The sequence below is a fragment of the Clostridium sp. genome, assembly GCF_050717535.1.
Classification (GTDB): Bacteria; Bacillota; Clostridia; order Clostridiales; family Clostridiaceae; genus Clostridium_AD.
This window is the reverse complement of sequence record NZ_JBOITM010000041.1, coordinates 123,466-143,626: the sequence shown is the minus strand read 5'-3', so window position 1 is coordinate 143,626 and position 20,161 is coordinate 123,466. Positions and strand designations below refer to the sequence as shown.

Sequence of the window (20,161 nt, the reverse complement as noted above, 5' to 3'; positions counted from 1 at the left end):
CATTCACTCCTATAAAATTCTATTGCAATTTTAGTTATAAATACCCATTGAAATATATTTTTCTCCTCCATCAGGTGAAACAGTAACTACTTTTTTACCCTTGCCTAATTTTTTAGCAATTTGTATAGCTGCTGCAATATTTGCACCTGTTGAAATTCCTACTAATATTCCCTCTTCACTGGCCATTAGTTTTGCCATTTCAAAAGACTCTTCATCAGAAATTTTTATTATTTCATCAACTACACTTGCATCATAAATATCTGGGGTAAAACCCGCTCCTATACCTTGTATTTTATGTGGTCCAGGTTCTCCTCCTGATAATACAGGCGACTTTTCTGGCTCAACCGCAACTATTTTAACATCTTTTTTAATTTCTTTTAATTTTCTACCAACACCAGTAATTGTTCCTCCAGTTCCTACTCCTGTTACAAAAACATCTAAGTCTTTAATGTCTTGCATAATTTCTTCTGCAGTAGTCGCATAATGTTTTTCTGGATTTGCTAAATTAGTAAACTGCTGTGGCATAAAAAATGTAGGACTTCCATCTGCTATTTCTTTTGCCTTGTTTATAGCACCCTTCATACCTTTTGTACCATCTGTAAGCACAAGTTGTGCTCCATATGCTGCAATTAAATTTCTTCTTTCGACACTCATGGTATCTGGCATAACAATAATTACCTCATATCCTTTTATCTTTCCAATCATAGCCAATGCTATTCCCATATTTCCGCTTGTTGGTTCAACTATAGTAAAGCCTCTTTTTAAAAGTCCTAATTTTTCAGCTTCTTCTATCATACCTAAGGCTGCCCTATCTTTAATGCTCCCAGCCGGATTATACTTTTCTAGTTTCACATAAATGTCAGCCATGTCACCCACTATTAATTTATTTAATTTTAAAATCGGTGTTGCTCCTATCATATCTAAAACATTGTTATACATCATAATAATATCCCTCCAAATTTGAATAATTAACTTACCTTCAAAAGCTATCTACGCTTCTATATTGATACAATTTTCTAAGATAAAAAAAGTTGTTATATATGTGTCCCTGCATTATTTATAGATTTTTGAATACAAAAAAAACTCCCTCTAATTTAGAGACGAAGTTTCGCTTCGTGGTCCCACTCTAAGTTATAATCACATAAGTGATTATAAAGCCACTCTTTCAAGCACAGCGCTATGCTCTATCCCTATAACGGGGGAATCCCGATGCAGCCTACCAGAGACATATTCATATGCCTAATTCGGTGCACAACTCCAAAGGGCACTTCATATAAGTTATCCGTAAGAATCTTCTCAGCTATAGACTCTCTCTCTGTAAGTTTTTCTTATATTACTTTCCTTTTTCACAGTATTTCCTAGTGTTTTAGTATGAATTACTTTTGTTTATTATATTATATTCTTAACCTTAAAATATGTCAATACTATTTTTTTGGAATTTAAATGTTTTAAATGTTTATATTTTTTAGGATTTAAATATTCGTGTATCATATTTCTCAATTTCTAAGGTTTATAATTATAAAATTCTCTACGAAAAATAAGCTAACTGCTAGATTAGACTAGCAGTTAGTTATTAAAGGATAGAATTTTTTAGGTATTTAGAAATAACAATACCTACATTTTGGCTTTGCTTTGTCACATTTTCAGAAAAATCATATCCAAGAGCTACATTTCCACAAGCAAAGATTCCCGCTATATTAGTTTGTGAGTTCTCATTTAACTCAATTTGACCTGTTGCTGAATTAATCACTATTTTTGCTTGTTTTGCGAGTTCGTTATCAGGATATAACTTTACAGATAAAAGTAGAGCATCACAAGAAATATATTCTTCACTTCCATCAATAACTTTATCATTATCATCTAGCTTTACTAAGGTAACACCCTCAATCCTACCTCTGCCTTTAATATCAGCGACCTTATGTTTTGTTCTTAAAGGTATATTAAAATCATTTAACAAATCACCTAATCTTTTGTCACTTGCTTCAATAAAATCTTTGCTTTCAACTACAGCTTTCACATTAGCTCCTTCAATGGAAAGTCTACTTGCCATGGTTAATGCAATATCCCCCGTACCCAAAATAACTATTTCTTTTCCTGGCATATATCCTTCTATATTCACAAATTTCTGTGCAGAACCAACTGTATATATACCTGCACATGTACTGCCTGGCAAATTAGAAAACCCTCTTGGTCTCTCTCTACATCCGGTAGCAATTATTATAGCTTTCGCTACAATTTTAAAAACTCCACCTTCAGCATTTACTACATTAATTTCTTTATTACTACTTATACTTAAAACCGTAGTATCTAATTTATATGAAATATTTAACTTATTAACTTTATCTATAAACCTTTGTATAAACTCTGGACCTGTCAAATCTTCATTAAAAACATTTATACCAAATCCATTATGAATACACTGATTTAAATTTCCGCCTAATTGACTTTCTCTTTCTAAAATCAAAATTTCACTTTCATAGTGTTCTTTAGCTGAAATAGCAGCTGCAAGGCCTGCCGGACCTCCTCCAATTACTACTATGTCATATTGCTGCATTACATACCCTCCAATTACAAGGTGTCTTAAAAAAATCACTAGTTAAAAACCAGTATATTTTTTGGGGCTACCTAATATTAAAATTTGATTATTCATTATAAATAAACGTAAAAACCCGTGAAAATAATTTCACAGGTTTTGTCTGGCAGGGGTAGTAGGACTCGAACCTACAACCAATGGTTTTGGAGACCACTACTCTACCAATTGAGCCATACCCCTTTATTGCATATAAAATTTTTAGTAAATGGCAGGGGTAGTAGGACTCGAACCTACGGCCAACGGTTTTGGAGACCGCTACTCCACCAACTGAGCTATACCCCTAAAATACATTCAAATCATAACATGTATTTTTTAAAAATGCAAGTCTTTTATATTTTCAACTTATTAAGAAACACAGATTAATTATCTAATGTACACCCCGCGCCTCTTAACATTTTTCTTATTTTTTGTAGCTTATTGCACTTTAAAGCCTGCAGTCTTTACTTTTGCGACGATGTCATCAAAATTATCAGTCTCAAGTCTCACAACAATTTCTTTTACCTCAGTAAGGCTTTTTGGATCAATAACTACAAAGCTAATTATATCACCTTTGTTTTCAGTTATAATTTTTGAAAGCTTAGAAATCTGACCTTGTATATCATAAGCTATGACACTTAATCGTCTTCCTTTATCAAGCCCAAACAATTCAGTAAATTGATGAAATATAGCATGATGTGTAACTATGCCTTTAAAATTTCCATTGTTATCCACTACGGCAACGAAGGAAACACTTTTTGTCTCTAAAAAATGTGCTGCTTCTTCTGCTTGTTGCATGGGATTAATAACTGGCACATCAGTCCTCATTACATTTTCAACTACAAAGTCTGATAGCAAGCATTTCTTATCAAGGCAATTTTCATAATAATAAGTATAAATCCGTTCTTTTGAGATGGCTCCAATAAATTTATTGCCGTCTGCCACTGGTATTGATAAAAAATTATTTTTTTCCATAATTTCTAAAGCTTTACCTATAGTCACCTTTGGTGTTACCGTAGTTAACTTTTCTTTTAATAGCATCAAATTATTAACAAACATTATTTTCTCCTCCTTAATAGGTATATAAACTATTATACATTATTTTAGAATTTAAGTATAAACAATTGTTTTTAATTTTAAAAATATATTTAGTAAAAATAAATCTATATATTATAGGTAATATTCTAGATTACCTTTTCTTTTTTTATTTTTTAGGATAAAATATTTAGTGAGGTGAAACTTATGGAATTTGTAGTAACTACAGTAGAGGAGACTTATAGAATAGGAGAGCAAATGGGCGCGCTTGTAAATTCAGGTGACATAATCTGCTTAATTGGTGATTTAGGTACTGGCAAAACTCATTTAACAAAAGGAATTGCAAAAGGCTTAGATATTAAAGACCATGTAACAAGCCCTACATTTACAATTGTAAATGAATATACCGGTCGTTTAAAATTATATCATTTTGATGTATACAGGGTAAATGATCCTGACGAAATAGAAGCTATAGGCTTTGATGAATATATATTTAGTGATGCCGTTAGTATTATTGAATGGGCTAATTATATTGAGGAATTGATTCCCCCAAATAATTTAACCATCACCATAGAAAAACTTCCTGAATTTGGGGATAATTACAGAAGAATTAGTCTTAAATATTCTGATAAAAGATACGATTATATAAAGGAGATAAAAATATGAAGATTTTGAGTATAGATTCTGCTACAGCTGCCGCAACATGTGCGATCCTTGAGGATGACAATGTGCTTGGCGAAATAACATTTAACTATAAAAAACAGCATTCTTTAATTCTTATGCCAATAATTGATGAATTATTTAATAACACAGGAATGTGCATAAGAGATATTGATGCCTTTGTAGGCTCTAAGGGGCCGGGTTCCTTTACTGGCCTTAGAATAGGTCTTGCTACCATCAAAGGGCTTAGCCAAGGCACAAATAAGCCATTTGTAACAGTATCTACCTTAGATGCCTTAGCAAATAACTTAGCATATACGGATGGAATTATCTGCCCCATATTAGATGCGCTAAGGAACAATGTTTATACTGCCTTATATACTTTTGATAATCAGGAATTAATCCGTACAAGTGAATATATGAATATTTCTATAGATGAATTAATAAACCTTCTCAAAGAAAAAAATTGTTCCACTTCATTTGTAGGAGATGGAGTTCCAAAGTTCAAAGAAAAAATTATAACACATTTACCTAAGGCTAGCTTTGCTCCAGCCCATTTGAATTTAGCTAAAGCCTCTTCTCTTGGAGAATTGGGACTTAAACTTTTATCCAAGGATATTTTTGATGATATATATGCGTCAGTGCCTATTTACCTTAGGAAACCACAAGCCGAAAGAGAATACGAGGAGAAAATGAGGCAAAAGAAAAATGAATAGTGATTTTAAAATTTCCCCAATGGATAGCTCATCTATTAAATCTATACTCAACATTAGCCAGCTAAGCTTTCCTATTTCTTGGAGTTTAGAATCCCTACAAAGTGAGTTAGATAATAAATTTGCTAAATATGTTGTTTTAAAAAAGCGTAATTCTATAGTAGGTTACGGTGGAATGTGGGTAATCATAGATGAGGCCCATATTACTAATGTTGCTATTCACCCAGAGGCTCGTGGACATGGTGGTGGAGACATGATTGTAGAAGCTTTATTTAGAATATGCAGAAAACAGAAGGTTTCCTCAATAACCTTAGAAGTTAGAAAATCAAATTTTCTTGCTATAAACCTATATGAAAAATATGGTTTTGAAACGGAGGGCATTAGATGCCATTATTATGAAGATAACGGTGAAGATGCAGTAATTATGTGGAATCGAAACCTATAACATATTTTAAGAAAACTAGTAAATAAACGGGTACCTATAAAATAGGCACCCGTTTATTTAAATGCTAGTTTTTTTATTTTCCATCAATAATTCTTTGACTATCTTTGTATTTTTGCTCTATATGCTCTTTGTGAAGTATAGGTGAAACACTCTTATATAAGGCTAACGTCATTGCTGATATAATTACTCCTTTAAATAAATTGAAAGGAATAATCATCCATATAACAAAAGAATTTAAATCCACAATATTAGGATTTATAATTGCTCCTGCTCCTACTACCATACTTGTTTTGAATCCTAATACAGTCTCATATAAAGGTAATATAACAAAATAATTTAATACGGCTGCAAAAAGTGACATACAAACCACTCCTGTTAGAAGTCCAGCAATAGCACCACCTTTACTTTTTCGAGCCTTATATATATATCCAGATACCAATACTAAGATGGAACCTACTAGAAAATTTGCTAGTTCTCCTACAAATGCAGTTTTTGTTGCTAGCATTCCATGTAGTATATTCTTAAAAAGTTCAATGATTACTCCAGCTACTGGGCCTAATGCAAATGCTCCGAGTAGTGCTGGCAAGTCACTGATATCAATTTTTAAGAATTCCGGAAATATAGGTATAGGTAATTCAATGTACATTAAAAGAAAAGCCAAAACAGATAAAAGCGAAATTTTAATAAGTTTAATAAGTTTTTCGTCTCTCATTTTTATACCCCCTAATTGAATATGTCTTCTAGGGATGGATATAATAAAAGCCCTGACATATAACTATGTCAGGGCGAATTCACATATATCACATCTTCTTTTATCCAGACTTTACTGTCGGCTTCGGAATTAAACCGAATCTGCCTTTCGGCTCGCGGGCTTTACCGCCGGTGGGGAAATTCGCCCCGCCCTGAAGATTATCAAGTTTTATTTTATAACTTAATTATATATACATTTTGCATAAAAAGCAATATCTAAATTATATATTTTTCATTGTCAATGATATCCTTTTTCTTTTTTCATCAACTTCTAGCACACTAACTTCAACTATATCTCCAACTGTAACTACATCTAATGGATGTTTTACAAATTTATCTGATAGCTGGCTTATATGTACTAACCCATCCTGATGAACTCCAATATCAACAAAGGCCCCAAAGTCAGATACGTTTCTTACTGTGCCCATAAGTTTCATTCCTGGTTTAAGATGAGACATTTGGACTATGCCTGTTTTTAATAATGGTTTAGGCAATTCTTCTCTTGGATCTCTTCCCGGTTTTTTAATTTCTTTAATAATATCTCTAAGAGTTGGAACACCTATTTCTAAATCTTTAGCTAATTCATTAAGACTAATACTCTCTACTCTCTGATCTAAATCTTTAAAATTTAAAGCTTTAAGTTCTTCTTTTGAATACTTTAAGAAACCCAACATTTTTTTTGTTGCAACATATGACTCTGGATGAACTGAGGTATTATCTAAAAAATCTTTACTGTCCATTACTCTTAAAAATCCAGCACATTGCTCATATGCCTTTGCACCTAATCTTTTTACTTTTAATAATTCTTTTCTAGCTACGAATTTACCATTTTCTTCTCTATAAGCTACGATATTTGTAGCTATAGCAGAATTTATCCCTGATATATAAGATAACAGTGATGGAGTTGCAATATTAAGATCTACCCCAACAGCATTAACGCAGTCTTCCACTACTCCTTTTAAGGATTCATCAAGTTTCTTAGGCGCTACATCATGTTGGTATTGGCCTACTCCAATAGCCTTAGGATCTATTTTTACAAGCTCCACCAGTGGGTCTTGTAGTCTACGTCCTATGGAAATAGCTCCTCTAATAGATACATCTATGTCTGGATATTCTTTAGAAGCAAGCTCTGACGCAGAGTATACTGATGCACCAGCTTCTGAAACAATAACATAATACAAATCTTTTGAGCATTCCTCTTTAAGTTCTTTAATTATTTGAGCTAAAATTTCTTCAGACTCTCGACTAGCGGTTCCATTTCCTAAGGATATCACTTCTACATTGTGTTTCTTTACTAAATCTTTAATAATCCCTATAGATTTTTGGACGCCATCTTTACTTCCCGCAGTGGCATATACTGTAGCTATATCCAAAACCTTGCCTGTATCGTCTAGCACTGCTATTTTACACCCGGTTCTAAACCCTGGGTCAAATCCAAGTACTACCTTACCTTTTATAGGTGACTGCATTAAGAGCGCCTTTAAATTAGCTTTAAAGATTTCAATAGCTCCTATTTCACCTTTTTCTGTGAGCTCTGACCTTATTTCTCTTTCAATTGAAGGAAATATAAGTCTTTTTACAGAATCAACTATACTAAGTTCTATATACTTGTCAGTTTCATTATTACCTTTTAAACATTTAGTTCTTAAGTAATCAGTAATTTTATCATTATCAGCTTTAATCTTTACGGAGAGTATCTTGCTACTTTCCCCTCTATTTATAGCAAGAATTCTGTGAGGTGGAATAGATTTAACTCCCTCTTTATACTCATAATACATTTCAAATGGTGTAGTTTCATCTGAACTGCCCTTAGTCTCTACAATGCCTTGATTATGAACCAGTGCCCTAATCCATTTTCGGAAGTCAGCTTCATCTGAAATCATTTCACTTATAATATCTCCAGCACCGGCAAGCGCATCCTCGAAAGTATTCACTTCTTTTTCTTCACTTATGAATTCCTGCGCATACTCATTTATTTCCCCTTTAAACTCACCGCTAAAAATAATTTCAGCAAGGGGCTTTAACCCTTTTTCTATGGCAATAATAGCTCTAGTCCTTTTCTTAGGTTTAAAGGGTCTGTAAATATCCTCTATTTCTGTTAGTGTTTCACATTTATTTATTGATCCTTCAATTTCTTCCGTTAGCTTTTCTTGTTCCCCAATAAGACGTATTACATCTGTTTTTCTTTCTTCCAAATTTCTAAGATATATAAGTCTCTCTGTGAAATTTCTTAGGACTATATCGTCAAGTCCTCCAGTCCTCTCTTTTCTATATCTAGCAATAAAAGGAACCGTATTCCCTTCATTTAATAGTTGAATTACATTTTCAGCCTGTTCCCTAGTTATTTTAAATTCACTAATTAATCTACCTTCTATATTTTCCATATTTCTCAGCTATCCGTTTAAATCACACTAAAATAAATAACTCTTTAATAAACAATTATTTAAAAGTGCCTAAATAGCCAATCCTCCTCTCATAATTTATGATTTTAATTTAAGCCACAAAATTAACATAATTAATCATACCCCAAGTTCAATACTCATATCTATATAAAAGATATGTATTTTTAGGAGAAATATATGAAAAAGTTAATATGCTCTTATTTTTCTGTCACTTTGTCTTTTATTTTTTTTCTACAGTTCACATATATATTATACCCTATATAGATTCAATCCGACAAATGTCTACCAAAATATTAAATACATCTGGTCTATCTTTCATGCTTAGGATGAATAGATATTTAACTTCTCTTGGCAAACCCAATAGAAGCATTCTTTTCTTAGGCTTTAATGCAGAAGAATTTGGATGCCTAGGTTCAAACGCATTTATTGAAACATATATATCAATTAAAAGAAGATGATTTCCGTTTAAAATACAGAAATCATCTCCTTAATTCAACTATAATTACAAAAAACATCGTCCAATTGAATTTTCTTTACATTAAGTTTAGCAACAAATCCTGCTCCAATAATATTGCCTACTGTCTATAGCTTGAATCCATATTTCAAAGGATCTTCTTCATCTATAACAAATTGATTAAATCCAGTAATATAAGCACTGCCTGTTATTTCTGGAACAATGCCTTTGAATTGTCCCACTTGCACTTCTGAAAGTACTTTTCCTTTAAACATAGTTCCAATAATGCTTTCATAAATAAATTCCTCATTTTGCTTCAAGTATCCCTTTGCATATAAATATGCAAGTTTAGCGCTGGTTCCTGTTCCACAAGGAGATCTATCTATTTGTCCATCCCCAAACACTACTACATTTTGAAGTGTGGCCTTTGGGCTTTTAGCAGGACCATATATTTCAACCAAATCTACAGTATTTATATGTGGAAGCAATGGATGCTCCACATGAATGGATTCATTAATTGCGTGTAAAATTTTCATACCTGCTTTGGATAGTTTATTTGCATTTTCTGGGCAAATATCAATGTTTAATTCAGTACATTTAACAAGTGCAAAGAAACTTCCTCCAAAAGAGATATCAAAAGTAATTTTCCCTAACTGTGGAACGTCTAATTGTACATTTTCCTTATAAAGAAAAGAAGATACATTGGCAATAGAAACTTCTTTCACCTTTTTATTTTCTACTTTTACTTTTGCTTTAACTAGTCCTGCTGGCGCTTCAAGTGTTAAGTATGTGTAAGGTTCTACCATAGGAATCATACCAGTTTCTACTACTACTGTTGCAGCTCCGATTGATCCATGACCGCACATATTTAAATATCCGCCACCATCCATAAATATAATCCCTAAATCGGCTTCTTCCATTGTTGGTGCAGTAATAATGGACCCAAACATATCATTATGGCCTCTCGGTTCAAGCATAATTGCTGTTCTCAAATAATCTAAATGATTTTCTAAGTATTCTTTCTTTTCAGACATAGTATTTCCTGGGATTACCGGCACTCCACCAGTTATAATTCTTGTCGGTTCTCCCATAGTATGTGAATCTACTGCGTTAATCATTCTCATTGCCTTCATAAGTTATACCCTCATCTTTCTATTCATTTTAAGTTTTAAAAGTGCCACTGCTTTTTTTGCATCTAATTCACAAACTGTATTTTCTCCTACTACTTCTGTTTCAATACCCTCTATTGATTTGTTGAAATCCACAATTGTATCCATATATTTGTTGGTAACTACAAATCGAGCTTGTGTTCCCACAAAACTAAGACCAACTACTGGTATATCTCTCTTTCCAATTTCTTCGATAGTATTAGCATAGTCTACATGGCTATTCCCCCAACCGTCTACAGATATAATTACTCCATCAGCTCTCATAGCCTCTGTCCATGCTGCTGCTCTTTCTCCAACAAATAACTTATCTTCACTTGATTGAGGAGTCCCAACAATTATTATACCTAACAAATCAATATCTGAATCCTTAGATATAACGTCTAGCAGTGGATCTCTAAAATGATGTAATGTTGTCTCCTTTGTAGATGGACCAACTCCCATTGTATTCCTCCTTACCTTGATTATATATTTAACGATATCCAAGGTACACCGCACTGAAAGTAATAATTAGTGCATAGCTCTCAAAGCACCATCTCTATATTCATTTGGACTTAGTATTATTGGTACATTACCTAAATCTATGATAGACCTACCACCTTCAAAGCCACCTGGTTCTTTTCCGAGTAGTTGCGTATCATACATTGCGCCTTGACCAGCCACCTGTTTTATTACAACTACTTTCCTTTTGCCAGGTTTAACCTTATCGAAATATTCATATTTCTCATTGTATTCCTTACCATTGATTTTCTTTAAATTCTCTCTTATTTCTTGAACCAATCTATCACAAGCTTTATGTGCTGCTATAGGTCCTGTCCTTATCGCGCCCATAGCAGCTTTTAACACTACATCTACATGAATTATAATATCCTTTACACCCGGAGTACCTGCACGACCAAAGACTACTTGCTGTGACAAAATGCCTTCTGAAGATCCAAATTCAGCAACCTGAACTCCCATTTCATCTATACCCGTAAGCATAACATATACCCCCGTAAGAGTGTGGGTTATTCCATCACCAATTTTGCCCAAAACTTTTGTTGCTATTGGTGAAAAATCCATAATACTATTCACAAAAAAATCATGTTGTTTTGAATTTACTATTGTTACATTAATATTTTTTATAATATTCTCAGATTCTTGCATTAAATCTATCTTAAGGTCTTCTCTTAAATACAATATCTTATTTTGAATAAAAGTTTTTTTACCAAATTCTACTTTTTCAATATGAAAGGTCTTAATAACCAATTTTCTCATCTCAATTTCATTTTCCATACATGTCGCCACACTTAATTTTTTATATAGAAATGCCGCGAATTTAAATTTCGATGCATTTCTAATTTTTAATTATACTTTTGCTACATACTCATAAGGTAATGGTACAATTTTACCAGCTGATGGTATTTCTTTAAGTTGTAATAACGTAGCTTTTAATATGTTTGTTTGCATTTCTTTATCGTTTGGTGCTCCAGCATTTGCTCCCATTGGAACAAGTGGTGCAACCGCTCTTGGTGTTCCAGCTTGCCTAACTACTGGTGGTAATGCTGCAATAATTATGGTAGGAATCCCTGACTCCTCTATCGCTCTCTGTACAAGTACAGCAGAACGGTGACAAGTTCCTCAGCCAGCTGTTAATACTACTGCGTCTACACCTTCAGTTTTTAATAACTTTGCAATAGCGGGACCAGTTTCGTTTTTAAACTTATCTTGGTTTCCGCCGCCACCCATAAATCCATAATGCATCGGTGCAATTTCTTTTATAAAACCCTCAGCTGCAAGTTCTCTTAGTCTATCAATAGGGAACATACAATTTATATCTTTATTTACGTCTCCATTGTCATATCCACCATGAGATACCATTAAATCCTTAGTATTTGTATTACCCGGTATTGCTCTAAATGTAAAGTCTCCTGCTAAATTAAATCTTTTGTCTGATTTTAAATGAACTCCTGCCGCAGTTGCAAAAGCAACTCTCATTTCATTTAATGGTTTTGTTACTGGTGTCCAAACTGGTGGTGGTGTAATCGGTACAAATATTTCTGATTGCATACCTTTAACAGTTGTTAAACTCATTATGCTTTCCCTTCCTTTCTATTTCTTATTTCTATATTACTAACATATTTTTCATTAGGCTCTTCTGCAAGGACTTCAATAAAGCTCATTCTAAAACCCACTTCTTGACCTACCTGCACAGGATAATCTGTAATTAGCATCCTCATTGGTATCTTCATATAACCTAATCTTCCTTTTAAATCAATACACACCATGCCATCATGCTTTTCTACTATAATCCCGTACATTTCTATTATCTTATCGCCGTATTTCATTGTATCTCCTTACTTTGTTGAATATTTTTCTAATCTTTTTTTACTTTCTGGAATTGAAGTTTCATTCTCTACTCTTTCAATAGAAAGCGCATATGTTTTCTCAACAGCTTCAAGATTGTTTTCCTTAACATTTGGATTCCAATGTCTTTCTGCTGCCACTACTTCTTCTCCTGCAATTGCAGTTTTAAGCATTGAAAGCGCTCTAAGTGCATCTTCTTTGCAAAGTGTATTACATCCTAACACTTCATTTTCAATTCCTGCTTCTGATTTATTGTTGTCAACCATGTACTTAGTGTACTTATTACCAACAACTAACGCTCCTTGTACTCCGCAGAAAGACATTCCAACAACACCAATTCCACGCATACCTATTTGCTCAATATGACTAGCAAAGTCAATATGGTTATTACCAAATCCCTCTGTTGTAACAATTGCACCTGCAACATCCATTGTTTCAATAGTCATCCCAAGCCTTTCAGATACATAAAACTTTTCACTGTTAATTTGTGGACTTCCTACTAATACAATTCCACAAAGATCAACTTCAGGATCATTCATTGCCGCTATAACCAGTGGCTCTCTCCAGTAATGTCTTGAACACTCTTTAGATGCAGGTCCTATACAGCATAATGAATGAATTCCGCCATCTAACACCTCTAGTGGTGAAAATACAATTGGTAAATTTCCAAGGTCAACGTTTGGTTTTCCACCAAGTATTCCAACTGGTTCTACTGGAAGAATTAAATTATCATGCATTGCACCTTGACCCATGATCTCTTTTACTACTACTATTTTCTTTCTACCCGTTCTTCTGAATTGAGTAAATTTCTCACTATCTACTACTAAAGATTCATCTAACTTCTTTAGTGCTTCTCTTATTTCTTGTGTGATCATGTCTGTTGCTTTATGTGCAGCAAAAGGACCTGGTCTTTCCATATTTAATCCCGCTAGGATTGTAACCTGCGTCTTAATAAATATATCACCTTTATCTGGTGCGCCTGGTCTTCCCCACATAATATTTTCTTCTAAAATGCCTTCTGAAGAACCAAATTCTCCAATTTGCACTCCATTTTCATCTGTTCCGGTGACCATAACGATAACACCATCTAATACTCTTGTTACTCCTTGCCCTAATTTATGTTCTCCTTCTTTTGTCGCAATTGGCTGTACATCCATAATTGTTTCACTATACGTGTTGTACTTATCTGGTGTGATTATATCTATTTTTATATCTGTAACAAGTTCACTAATTTTTAAAGCATCTACACAGATATTTTCTCTAATATAAAGCGCTGTTCCTTCAATTTTTGTAACAGGCCCAAATTTAACTTCTTCTATTTTAAAGTGCTTTTTAACAAGCTCTCTTACAATTTTATCTTCCAATTTTATTTCCGGGGTCACACTTTCTTTTATAGCTTCTTTAGCTATTCCAGCAGTTGCTGTTTTTACAGTTTCTACAGCTTGAGCTGTATTTTGTCCAAATGAATTAAGAGGAATCTCTATATCAATACCTTTACCTTCTGCTATCTTAATCTTTAATATTCCACCATATACAACAGATGACATTACTGGTGCTTCACCTTCAGCCTTCATAAATACTTCCTCCTCGAATCCTTCTAACATACCTTTCGTTATAGGAGTTAAAGCAACTACATCTACTTTTAAAGTTGACCCAATTACTGCGCTTCTGCTCAAAACTGAATCATCCAATTTTATAAGCAAAGAGTCTTGTAATTTATCAAAATTCATTGGATTTTCCAAATCTTCAGCAGCAATAACATCTCCTGAACTTTTATTAACCTTTAATACCGCCCTTTCATCACCTTGAGTTACTTCTACCATTTTTTTATCTTCTGCAATAGCAATTAAACCCTCTACTATTTCTGGTGTCAGTGGCACTAGTGAATCAATCGTCTTAATAAGTTTCGCTCCTATAACCTGACCTATTTTCAAACAGTTTGCAGGTATTTTTAACAGTCCTGAATCCACTAAATCTGGAAATATGGTTGGGTCTTCTAAATTAGCCGCGGTAAGAATTGTTCCTTCTTCTGTTCTACAACATACAACTGCAACTTCATCTTTAAACTCTGCTGCGTGTTCATCACTCATTGACATGAACATAACCTCCTCATATTTTTTACTTATCGTCCATTGGTAATCTTCTTGTAAGTGGATAATCTATGGTTCTAAATACGTGGTCTGTGTGGTGGTATACCGAAATCCCCATTTTCGGAGCTATACACATCACTGTATTTGAGCAATCACTACAGTTTGCTATTAATATTCTTTTTGCCCCTTGTTTTTTAAGGTAAAGAATAGCCTCTGCTTGACCTGGACAATGTCCTGGTGTTAAGCATTTGTTTAAACCTCTTACCACAACTACATTCTTACAAGTTGCCACTCCAACTACTTTTGAATGCATTTTTTCTGCAACATCTCTAAGTCTCGCTTCATCTGCAGCGCAAGCACATACTAGCAATCCTATTGACCCTTCATATTTGGGAAATGGTATAGTAACAATTGCCCCACCTGAAGTTTTTGTAACAACTGCGCTTTCTATGTCTTCAGACTTGCCTGTATATGGTCCACCAATTATTATTTCGCCGTATGCTCCGTCAATACCGCCAGCTTTTTCAATTAATTGTTTAACTGAAGTTCCTACAGGCACTTGTAAGAAAACATGACTTTCATTTCCACTTTTTAGTTTTCCAACTATTGTAACATCTTTATCTATAACTGGTTTTCCTTCTTCTATAGCATTTGTTAGATTTTCTAGTGTTTCTCCATTTAAAACAACACATTTTGCTTCAAATGGTAATTGGTCAGGACTCAGCCAGGTTCCAAATATTTCATGAATCATTGCTCTTTCCTCGCCCATTGGGTACATGTCTCTTAACTCTTTTACTTCTATATCTAAATCTGTAGAGAGTGCTTTTTTAAGTGATGCAATAGCATTTTTATTTTTTGCCTTAATTGCAATATAGCCCTTTGGAGCCCCTGTTGCACTCATAGCATATCTTAGTCCTTTAATTACAACTTGTGGATTATTTTCTAAAACTTTCATATTGTGATGTAATGCTGGTTCACATTCAACACAATTTGCAATTACATATCCATCTGGAATTTGTGATTTTAATTTAATATGAGTAGGAAATCCAGCCCCACCTGCACCAACGATACCTGCTTCATATGCAGTTTCTTCTATCTTTGAACATTTTTTGATTCTTATATAGTCCGTACCTTGATTGTCATCAGCTAAAATAAAGATTTCATTTTCTGTAATTTTAGATACTTTCCCAGTGACACTAGAATGAATTTTAGCACCTAGTCCTTTTGGGTTTGCAATGCATTCTCCTCTTTTTATAGTTTGACCTTCTTTTACAATTGCAGTAGAAGGTGCACCTACATGCATTTTAAGCGGAAATCTATAGGTCGTTGACATAAAACCACCTCCATATTATTTCTCTTGTTTTAAATATAAGCAATTTTCGTGCCAATTTGTTACCGTTTTCACAATTAACCCATAGATGTTGCAAATACTGCTTTGCCGGTCTATAGATATTTTAAATTCACATTTTTATTTCTTTAAATAAAAAAAGTGTATGCTTTTTTGACACTTTTTTTTACTTTATTACTTTTAATTACCATTTGCAAGGTTTAAGATAACGTTATTAGTGTCAGAAAACAGACAAATCAGTCAATTTTCTGACACTATAGTTTTATTTTTCTAAAAGACCATATTGATTTAATTTATAATACAAAGTGCTTCGCTTTAAATTTAATATCTTTGCAGCTTTCTGTTTGTTTCCACCCACGGATAATAAAACCTCTATTATGGTGCTTCTTTCTACGCGTTGCAAAATTTTCACCAAATCATATTTATCTTGCTCTCGCTCCAAACCTGCATAATCTTTCACCTGTGAGATACCCTCTCTTTTATCTTCTCCATTGTTTAAAATATATTCCGGGAGAGTATCTAATGTTATTTCTCCTTCATTTGAAAGTACAATCATCCTTTGTATTACGTTTTTCAGTTCTCTAATATTTCCTTCCCATTTGCACTTAAAAAGCAGTGGATATATTTTTTCATCTATGCTGTTTATGTCTATATTTTCTTTTTTAGCTATTTGCTTTATAAATATATCTACCAATTCTCTTATATCTTCTTTTCGCTCTCTAAGTGGCGGTAAATCAATTTGAACAACAGCAAACCTATAATATAAATCATCTCTAAATTTTTTATCCTTTATTAAATCATTTAAATTTCTATTGGTAGCCGCAATAATCCTTGTATCCGTAATAACTCCCTTCTCACTTCCCAATCGGTATACTATGCCATCTTGCAGCACCCTTAGAAACTTTGCTTGCATCTCTAGTGGCATATCCCCAATTTCATCTAAAAACAAAGTGCCATTGTTAGCTAATTCGAATTTTCCTATTTTCCCCTTTCTAATAGCTCCCGTAAAAGCCCCTTCAACATATCCAAAAACTTCACTTTCAATTAATTGTTCGGGAATCGCACTACAATTAACTGCTACAAAATTACCTGTTCTACCGCTAGCCTCATGAATTGCTCTTGCAAAAATCTCTTTTCCTGTACCACTCTCTCCAGTAATTAGTATACTAGCAGAACTTTGCGCTACCTTTTGTGACATTGCAATAGCTTCAATTATCTTTTTATTTTTGCCTATAATTGAAGAAAAGTTATAGTTTGCAGCAATTTCCCTTTTGTATGCAATCTCCAATAATTTAACTTTCTTTTTTTCTGTTTCTAATTGATTTGCAAGTTTTGTGACTTCAGTCACATCTCGGTCTGTAGATACAACAGCTACAAACTCCCCTTTTCTATTATATATGGGAACAGCACTCAAAATAACAAATTTTCCTTTAACAGGTTCATTCTTTATGTTATCCCTTCGTTTCCCATCTTTTAAGGTTTTTGAAATCATAGCATTAGGGAAAAAAGAATCAATATGTTTTCCAATTATATTGTCAGCCTTTACACCATAGAGTTGTTCTGCACTTTTATTCCAATAGTTTACTATTCCCATATAACTACATATACATACTGCTTCATGCAAATTATCAATTATATTATTTTGAAGATCAAACATTCCATCCAGCTTAAGATAGAAAGTATCTCTTATATTATTGCTTGTAATTACACCTCTAATTACACCATTTTCAATTACTGGCAATCTTCCTATTCCGTTCTCAATCATTAAATTTCTTGCAACTCTTGCAGAAGCCTTCATATTTATTGTAACCACATTTTTGTTCATATATTTTATAACCTTTTCTTCAAAAGATATATTTTTATTTTTTTTAATCTTAGCTATATCTTTCCTGGTAAAAACTCCAATGAGAACATCTGCCTGGTCCACTACTAGAACTTCATCTTTATTTGTTTCAATCATTTTGTTTAAGGCATCCTTGATGCTTTCATTTGCATTAACTTTTATAAATTCTTTATTCATTATCTCTTTAACATTATAGAATAGTTCCGTGATTGCCAATTTTTCACCTTCTTTATTATTTCTCTACTAATTTCATTATACTTGCTTTATTTAAAATAACATACAGAAACTCTTAATTATATAAAAACCATCATTATTTTCTCTTTCTCTAGGTATTTTTCTCTGTTTTTAGTATCACATACACTTATTTAAATATATTTAATTAATTTCATTCTAAAATCTCAAAACTCCTAATTGAGATAAAATAGTCTTGACATATGATTATTTTTATTCTATGATTAATTTTAAAGTATAAATTGAACTGCTGTTAAAACTGAATATACCCAATTCAAAGAAAAGGATTAGTAAAAATGGAATCTTTTCACAGCGAGAAAATCATTGGTGTAAGATTTTCAAAAGATCATTTTGAACCCGCCTTGGAGTTCTGTACGAAATGTTTTTTTTGCAGTAAGTTACAGCGGCTTTCTACCGTTACATAGAAACTGAGTGGATATTTTGTTATATCAACTAGGGTGGTACCACCGATAATACTCGGTCCCTTTTAGGGATGGAGTTTTTTTTGTATTCATTTTTATAAATTATATTAAATGAGAGGAGAACAATTATGGGAAAAAATAAGAAATTAGTAGAATCTATTACCGCTATGGATGAGGATTTTGCACAATGGTATACAGATATTGTAAAAAAAGCTGAACTTGCAGATTATGCAAGCATAAGAGGTTGCATGGTAATCCGTCCTTATGGTTATGCTATCTGGGAAAATATCCAAAAGACCCTAGATCAAATGTTTAAAGATACAGATCACGAAAATGTATATATGCCAATGTTCATCCCTGAGAGTCTACTACAAAAAGAAGCAGATCATGTTAAAGGTTTCGCACCTGAGGTTGCTTGGGTAACACACGGTGGTAACGAACTGTTACAAGAGAGACTTTGCGTTAGGCCTACTTCTGAAACATTATTTTGCGATCACTATGCAAAGATAATTCAATCTTACAATGATCTTCCTAAATTATACAATCAATGGTGTTCTGTAGTAAGATGGGAAAAAACTACAAGACCTTTTCTTAGGACTTTAGAGTTCCTATGGCAAGAAGGACATACAGCTCATGCAACTGCAGAGGAATCTCAAGAAGAAACTCTTAAAATGCTTAATGTATATGCAACTTTTTGTGAAGAAACCCTTGCCATTCCAGTTATAAAAGGTCAAAAGACAGAAAAAGAAAAATTTGCAGGTGCGAAGCATACTTATACAATTGAGAGCTTAATGCATGATGGTAAAGCGCTACAATGTGGAACTTCACATAACTTTGGAGATGGTTTTGCCAGAGCCTTTAACATTCAGTATACTGATAAAACAGGTAAGTTAGAATACGTTCACCAAACTTCTTGGGGAATGAGCACAAGAATTATAGGTGCTATAATTATGGTTCATGGTGACGATAGTGGATTAGTATTACCACCAGCAATAGCCCCTATTCAACTTATGATAATTCCAATTGCACAGCATAAGGAGGGTGTGATTGAAAAAGCAACAGAGCTTAAAAACACCCTATCAAAAATAGCTAGAGTAAAAATAGATACCAGCGACAAAATGGCCGGTTGGAAATTTAGCCAATATGAAATGAAAGGTGTTCCACTCCGCCTAGAAGTTGGTCCAAAAGATATAGAAAATAATCAAGTGGTTTTAGTCAGACGTGATACTAGAGAAAAAATCATTGTTCCAATGACAGAACTCGAAACAAAAGTTCCAGAAATTTTAGCAGATATTCAAAAATCATTACTTGAAAAAGCTAGAACTATACAAAACAAAAGAACATTTAGTGCAAACACCGTTGAAGAAGTAAAAGAAATCCTAGATAAAACTTTAGGCTTTGTTAATGCTCCATGGTGTGGAGACCTGACTTGTGAAGATAGAGTAAAAGAAATAGCAGGTGCTTCCTCTAGATGTATACCATTTGATCAACCAGAGGATAAAGGTGTTTGCTTATGTTGTGGAAAACCAGCTAAATCCATGGTTACTTGGGGAAGAGCTTATTAAAATTTTACTATGTAGATCCATTTACCCTTTCTGTTGAATGCTATTACATTTTTTGTTATAATCAAATTAATAAAAGTTAATGCACTTAAGTTAGTCTTTATATTATTACCTTTTATTAATAA

General features: G+C 33.3%; 18 protein-coding genes, 2 tRNA genes, 1 riboswitch and 2 other annotated features. Of the genes, 5 read left to right on the top strand and 15 right to left on the bottom strand.

The features are described 5' to 3' along the window. Nucleotides 1-30: 30 nt before the first annotated feature. The 5 genes from cysK to ACREVU_RS07555 all read right to left on the bottom strand — a co-directional run bounded on the left by cysK (nucleotide 31) and on the right by ACREVU_RS07555 (nucleotide 3,628). A complete protein-coding gene (gene cysK, locus ACREVU_RS07575) occupies nucleotides 31-942 on the bottom strand; it encodes a cysteine synthase A (RefSeq protein WP_431551000.1) in 912 nt (303 codons plus the stop codon). 151 nt (nucleotides 943-1,093) lie between these two features. Then, nucleotides 1,094-1,359 (bottom strand) — a binding site (T-box leader). Nucleotides 1,360-1,573: 214 nt separating this feature from the next. After that, a complete protein-coding gene (locus tag ACREVU_RS07570; RefSeq protein WP_431550999.1) occupies nucleotides 1,574-2,554 on the bottom strand; it encodes an NAD(P)/FAD-dependent oxidoreductase in 981 nt (326 codons plus the stop codon). 143 nt (nucleotides 2,555-2,697) lie between these two features. Then, nucleotides 2,698-2,773, bottom strand: a tRNA-Trp gene (locus ACREVU_RS07565). 26 nt (nucleotides 2,774-2,799) lie between these two features. Then, nucleotides 2,800-2,875 (bottom strand) — tRNA-Trp (locus tag ACREVU_RS07560). A gap of 132 nt (nucleotides 2,876-3,007) precedes the next feature. Further along, on the bottom strand, nucleotides 3,008-3,628 hold the full coding sequence (locus ACREVU_RS07555; RefSeq protein WP_431550998.1) for a CBS domain-containing protein: 621 nt from the start codon (nucleotides 3,626-3,628) through the stop codon (nucleotides 3,008-3,010). A 183-nt stretch (nucleotides 3,629-3,811) separates the two neighbouring features. Between ACREVU_RS07555 and tsaE the strand changes: the two genes are divergently transcribed. The 3 genes from tsaE to rimI are packed head-to-tail and all read left to right on the top strand — an operon-like array spanning nucleotide 3,812 to nucleotide 5,422. Continuing rightward, complete coding sequence (tsaE, locus tag ACREVU_RS07550; RefSeq protein WP_431550997.1) at nucleotides 3,812-4,270, top strand: tRNA (adenosine(37)-N6)-threonylcarbamoyltransferase complex ATPase subunit type 1 TsaE; 459 nt, start codon at nucleotides 3,812-3,814, stop codon at nucleotides 4,268-4,270. Next, nucleotides 4,267-4,980, top strand: a complete 714-nt coding sequence (gene tsaB / locus ACREVU_RS07545; protein WP_431550996.1) for a tRNA (adenosine(37)-N6)-threonylcarbamoyltransferase complex dimerization subunit type 1 TsaB — start codon at nucleotides 4,267-4,269, stop codon at nucleotides 4,978-4,980. Before tsaE ends, tsaB begins: the two co-directional genes overlap by 4 nt. Then, nucleotides 4,973-5,422: a ribosomal protein S18-alanine N-acetyltransferase gene (gene rimI / locus ACREVU_RS07540; RefSeq protein WP_431550995.1), complete on the top strand. Its 450-nt coding sequence runs from the start codon at nucleotides 4,973-4,975 to the stop codon at nucleotides 5,420-5,422. The genes tsaB and rimI overlap by 8 nt, the downstream gene beginning before the upstream one ends. Nucleotides 5,423-5,495: 73 nt before the next feature. Here rimI and ACREVU_RS07535 read toward each other — a convergent pair whose 3' ends face one another. Both ACREVU_RS07535 and ACREVU_RS07530 read right to left on the bottom strand, forming a co-directional pair. Beyond that, a complete protein-coding gene (locus tag ACREVU_RS07535) occupies nucleotides 5,496-6,134 on the bottom strand; it encodes an ECF transporter S component (RefSeq protein WP_431550994.1) in 639 nt (212 codons plus the stop codon). 88 nt (nucleotides 6,135-6,222) lie between these two features. Beyond that, a riboswitch (FMN riboswitch) is annotated at nucleotides 6,223-6,336 on the bottom strand. A gap of 57 nt (nucleotides 6,337-6,393) precedes the next feature. Next, on the bottom strand, nucleotides 6,394-8,556 hold the full coding sequence (locus ACREVU_RS07530) for a Tex family protein (RefSeq protein WP_431550993.1): 2,163 nt from the start codon (nucleotides 8,554-8,556) through the stop codon (nucleotides 6,394-6,396). Nucleotides 8,557-8,852: 296 nt separating this feature from the next. Here ACREVU_RS07530 and ACREVU_RS07525 point away from each other — a divergent pair, with 296 nt between their 5' ends. Then, on the top strand, nucleotides 8,853-9,032 hold the full coding sequence (locus tag ACREVU_RS07525) for a M28 family peptidase (RefSeq protein WP_431550992.1): 180 nt from the start codon (nucleotides 8,853-8,855) through the stop codon (nucleotides 9,030-9,032). 124 nt (nucleotides 9,033-9,156) lie between these two features. On the opposite strand, the gene ACREVU_RS07520 is transcribed toward ACREVU_RS07525, so the two are convergent. The 8 genes from ACREVU_RS07520 to ACREVU_RS07485 all read right to left on the bottom strand — a co-directional run bounded on the left by ACREVU_RS07520 (nucleotide 9,157) and on the right by ACREVU_RS07485 (nucleotide 18,037). Next, nucleotides 9,157-10,161 carry a proline racemase gene (locus ACREVU_RS07520; protein WP_431550991.1) on the bottom strand — a complete coding sequence of 335 codons (1,005 nt, stop codon included), beginning with the start codon at nucleotides 10,159-10,161 and terminating at the stop codon, nucleotides 9,157-9,159. Nucleotides 10,162-10,164: 3 nt separating this feature from the next. After that, on the bottom strand, nucleotides 10,165-10,638 hold the full coding sequence (locus ACREVU_RS07515; RefSeq protein ID WP_431550990.1) for a glycine/sarcosine/betaine reductase component B subunit: 474 nt from the start codon (nucleotides 10,636-10,638) through the stop codon (nucleotides 10,165-10,167). Nucleotides 10,639-10,704: 66 nt separating this feature from the next. Beyond that, on the bottom strand, nucleotides 10,705-11,469 hold the full coding sequence (gene prdD / locus ACREVU_RS07510) for a proline reductase cluster protein PrdD (RefSeq protein WP_431550989.1): 765 nt from the start codon (nucleotides 11,467-11,469) through the stop codon (nucleotides 10,705-10,707). A 72-nt stretch (nucleotides 11,470-11,541) separates the two neighbouring features. Then, the gene (prdB, locus tag ACREVU_RS07505; protein ID WP_431550988.1) at nucleotides 11,542-12,267 is read right to left on the bottom strand and encodes a D-proline reductase (dithiol) protein PrdB; all 726 of its coding nucleotides are present in this window, start codon (nucleotides 12,265-12,267) and stop codon (nucleotides 11,542-11,544) included. Next, a complete protein-coding gene (locus ACREVU_RS07500) occupies nucleotides 12,267-12,521 on the bottom strand; it encodes a CBO2463/CBO2479 domain-containing protein (RefSeq protein WP_431550987.1) in 255 nt (84 codons plus the stop codon). Before ACREVU_RS07500 ends, prdB begins: the two co-directional genes overlap by 1 nt. Before the next feature lie 9 nt (nucleotides 12,522-12,530). Beyond that, on the bottom strand, nucleotides 12,531-14,636 hold the full coding sequence (gene prdA / locus ACREVU_RS07495) for a D-proline reductase (dithiol) proprotein PrdA (protein ID WP_431550986.1): 2,106 nt from the start codon (nucleotides 14,634-14,636) through the stop codon (nucleotides 12,531-12,533). A gap of 22 nt (nucleotides 14,637-14,658) precedes the next feature. Then, on the bottom strand, nucleotides 14,659-15,963 hold the full coding sequence (gene prdC, locus ACREVU_RS07490; RefSeq protein ID WP_431550985.1) for a proline reductase-associated electron transfer protein PrdC: 1,305 nt from the start codon (nucleotides 15,961-15,963) through the stop codon (nucleotides 14,659-14,661). Between the two features lie 277 nt (nucleotides 15,964-16,240). Further along, nucleotides 16,241-18,037 carry a sigma 54-interacting transcriptional regulator gene (locus tag ACREVU_RS07485; RefSeq protein ID WP_431550984.1) on the bottom strand — a complete coding sequence of 599 codons (1,797 nt, stop codon included), beginning with the start codon at nucleotides 18,035-18,037 and terminating at the stop codon, nucleotides 16,241-16,243. A 283-nt stretch (nucleotides 18,038-18,320) separates the two neighbouring features. Beyond that, nucleotides 18,321-18,541: a binding site (T-box leader), on the top strand. A gap of 61 nt (nucleotides 18,542-18,602) precedes the next feature. Between ACREVU_RS07485 and proS the strand changes: the two genes are divergently transcribed. Beyond that, complete coding sequence (proS, locus tag ACREVU_RS07480) at nucleotides 18,603-20,039, top strand: proline--tRNA ligase (protein WP_431550983.1); 1,437 nt, start codon at nucleotides 18,603-18,605, stop codon at nucleotides 20,037-20,039. Nucleotides 20,040-20,161: the final 122 nt, after the last annotated feature.